The 3,227-nt window shown below is 64.6% G+C and carries 3 protein-coding genes and 1 pseudogene; 3 read left to right on the forward strand and 1 reads right to left on the reverse strand.

What is annotated here, in order from left to right; genetic code table 11:
• Positions 1 to 77, reverse strand: a pseudogene (locus tag EN780_RS41625) (cobalamin-binding protein); the annotation flags it as partial.
• A 274-nt stretch (positions 78 to 351) separates the two neighbouring features.
• On the opposite strand from EN780_RS41625, the gene EN780_RS30690 reads away from it, so the two are divergent.
• The 3 genes from EN780_RS30690 to EN780_RS30700 all read left to right on the forward strand — a co-directional run.
• On the forward strand, positions 352 to 1,926 hold the full coding sequence (locus EN780_RS30690) for a trimethylamine methyltransferase family protein (RefSeq protein ID WP_127285138.1): 1,575 nt from the start codon (positions 352 to 354) through the stop codon (positions 1,924 to 1,926).
• 89 nt (positions 1,927 to 2,015) lie between these two features.
• On the forward strand, positions 2,016 to 2,705 hold the full coding sequence (locus EN780_RS30695) for a 4Fe-4S dicluster domain-containing protein (protein ID WP_127311888.1): 690 nt from the start codon (positions 2,016 to 2,018) through the stop codon (positions 2,703 to 2,705).
• 104 nt (positions 2,706 to 2,809) lie between these two features.
• On the forward strand, positions 2,810 to 3,227 hold a 418-nt coding region (locus tag EN780_RS30700), incomplete at its 3' end, for a dienelactone hydrolase family protein (protein WP_189556872.1).

Consider the following 3,227-nt stretch of genomic DNA (forward strand, 5'->3'; position numbering starts at 1 on the left):
TCATAAAGGTCGTCGTGCATCTGCTGCACGAGCTCGTCGTCGGAAAGCTCGGAAAGGATGATCTCGTCGTCGGACATTTTTTCTCGGGCTCCTTGCTGCTCGGAATGTCTGCGGCAGCCTAAAATCGATGCGCCAATACCTAACCCGCGAGGGCCGCGTATCCATAGCTGATTTGCGACTTCCCGCAAAAGGAAAGCGACCGCAAATCTATTGGAATTCTTGTCGATTTTGCGACAGGCGTTGGCGCTGGCTGGCCGTTTCGAATAGGGTGCATGGCTACGATCCGGCGAGAAGCAGCCGCACGCGGCCGCAATCCACATCAGGTCAGAACAAAATCAGGGAAGAACGATCATGAGCGAGAACGCGGCAGTCGAGCAGGAGCCGTCGAGCGGCAGACGCGGGCGCGGCGCTGGCAGTGGCGCGGCGGCGCGACGGGCAGCGCGCTCGGGCGGCGGTCCGGGCACCCAGCTCACCTACATCAAGCGCAAGATCAACGTCTATGAAGTGCTGGACGAGGAAGGCCTGGCGCTGATCGAGAAGAACACCGACACGGTGCTCGAAGAGATCGGCATCATCTTCCGCGACGACGCCGAAGCCCTGCAGCTCTGGAAAGAGGCCGGCGCCGACGTCAAGGGCGAGCGCGTGCATTTCCCGAAGGGGCTCTGCCGTTCGCTGCTGAAGACAGCGCCGTCCGTCTACACCCAGCATGCGCGCAACCCCGAACGCTCGGTGCAGGTCGGCGGTAAAGCGACGGTGTTCGCGCCGGTCTATGGCCCGCCCTTCGTGCGCGATCTCGACGGCAACCGCCGCTATGCGACGATCGAGGATTTCCGGAACTTCGTGAAGCTCGCCTATATGGCGCCGTCGATCCACCATTCGGGCGGCACGGTGTGCGAGCCGGTCGACGTTCCCGTCAACAAGCGCCATCTCGATATGGTCTACAGCCATATCAAATATTCCGACAAGCCGTTCATGGGCTCGGTGACCGCGCCGGAGCGCGCCGAGGACACGGTGGCGATGGCCAAACTCGTTTTCGGCGACGACTTCGTCGAGAACAACACGGTGCTGACCAGCCTGATCAACGCCAACTCGCCGATGGTGTTCGACGAGACGATGCTCGGCGCGTTGAAGGTCTATTCGCGCCACAACCAGGCCTGCATCGTCACGCCGTTCATCCTTGCCGGCGCGATGAGCCCGGTGACTGTCGCCGGCACGCTGACGCAGGTGCTGGCCGAAGTGCTGGCCGGCGCTTCGTTCACGCAGCTGATCCGGCCGGGCGCGCCGGTGCTGTTCGGCACTTTCGCCTCGTCGATCTCGATGCAGTCGGGCGCGCCGACCTTCGGCACGCCGGAACCGTCGCTGGTCTCCTATGGCGCCGCGCAGCTTGCCCGCCGTCTCGGCCTGCCGTTCCGCACCGGCGGCTCGCTCTGCGCCGCGAAGGTTCCGGACGCGCAGGCGGCTTACGAGAGCGCCAACACGCTGAACTCGACCATTCTTGCCGGTGCGAATTTCGTGCTGCACTCGGCCGGCTGGCTCGAGGGCGGGCTGGCGTCCTGCTACGAGAAGTTCATGATGGACATCGACCAGCTCGGCATGCAGCAGAAATTCTCCGAGGGCGTCGACCTGTCGGAAAACGGCCAGGCGATGGACGCCATCCGCCAGGTCGGTCCGGGCAGCCACTATCTCGGCTGCGACCACACCCAGGCCAATTTCCAGACCGCCTTCTACCGCTCCAACATTGCCGACAACAATTCCTACGAGCAGTGGCTGGCGGAAGGCGAAAAGACCGCGCCGCAGCGGGCCAACGAGCTCGCCCGCCGCTGGCTGGAAAGCTACGAGGCGCCTTACCTCGATCCGGCGATCGAGGAAGCCCTGACCGACTTCATCGCCAGGAAGAAAGGCTCGATGGCCGACGCCTTCACTTGAAAGGAGCCCGAGTCAGGCCGGGCTAAAGTGGCCGACATCATCCACAAGGAAGTCTGGCGGAGCGCATTCTCCGAGCCGGGCAAGAAGGGATGATTGTTTCGCGCGGCACGGTCGACGATATCTCGGCCGTGCTCGCGGTCGATGGCTTGATCCTGCGCGGCGGCTTCCGTTTCACCAGCCAGGACACAGCACCCGCCGGGCGCTCCGGCATGCCCGCCAGGTCCATCCTGCTGGTCGGGCAGGCGGGTGCTGCGCCGTGGCCGCATTTCCTGCGCTGGCGGGAGCGGCAACCGCAGGCCATCGCCGATCCGCTCGACACATGGGCGCGCGGGGTGATCGGTTCGGTCGCGGAAAAGTTCGGCGCGCGCGCCGTGTCGCCCTCCGACAGGCCCTATCTGCCGTTCCAGCAATGGGCGATGCGGGCGGAGGGGCTAAGGCCGTCGCCACTGGGTATCCTCATGCACCCGCGCTACGGGCTTTGGCATGCCTATCGCGGCGCGCTGCTGTTCGAGGAGGCGATTGCCATCCCCGCACCTGAGGCATCGATTCACCTTTGCGATGCATGTGTCGACAAACCTTGCCTGAAATCCTGCCCGGTCGACGCCTATGCGGCGGACGGCTTCACGAACCAGGCCTGTCTGGCGCATGTGCGCGGCGCCGATGGCGCGCCTTGCCGCAGCGGCGGCTGCCTCGACCGCAACGCCTGCCCCTATGGCTCCGACTATCGCTACCCAGCCGATGTTCAGGCCTTCCACATGGCGGCGTTCGCCGGCCTGTAGAGATGGTTCCGAGTCGCACGGGAACTTGACTGCGATTGAGATGTCCTGGCTTGCCCTGACGGCCGACGCGGATATCTATCGCGTGGCAACAAGCGGAGCGCGCAATGACGAAGCAGGACCTTGAGATCAAGACCCAGGATGGTTCGGCGAAAGCCCGGCTGTTTCGTCCAGCCGCGCCGGCCAAGGCCGGAATCATCCTGTACATGGATATTTTCGGTCCGCGCCCGGCGCTCGACCAGATGGCCGAGCGGCTCGCGGGGCATGGGTATGCGGTGCTGGTGCCCGATCTCTTCTATCGCTATGTGCCCTATGGTCCGTTCGACCCCAAGACCGCCTTTGCCGAGGAAAAGAGCAAGGCTGCGCTTTTGATGCTGAGCGGCGGCACGACGCAGGGCATGACCATCCGCGACGGCGCCGCCTTCCTCGATGCACTGACCGCCGCAGGGATCACCGGGCCGGTTGGCGTCGTCGGCTACTGCATGGGCGGCGCGCGGGCGCTTAACGCGGCGGTCAGTGCATCGA

This window comes from Mesorhizobium sp. M4B.F.Ca.ET.089.01.1.1, assembly GCF_004022605.1.
GTDB classification, from domain to species: domain Bacteria; phylum Pseudomonadota; class Alphaproteobacteria; order Rhizobiales; family Rhizobiaceae; genus Mesorhizobium; species Mesorhizobium abyssinicae.

Excerpts from the sequence above, each read along its gene's own strand:
- EN780_RS30690 (WP_127285138.1), top strand. The coding sequence starts at position 352 with ATGAGCGAGAACGCGGCAGTCGAGCAGGAGCCGTCGAGCGGCAGACGC.
- EN780_RS30695 (WP_127311888.1), top strand. The coding sequence starts at position 2,016 with ATGATTGTTTCGCGCGGCACGGTCGACGATATCTCGGCCGTGCTCGCG.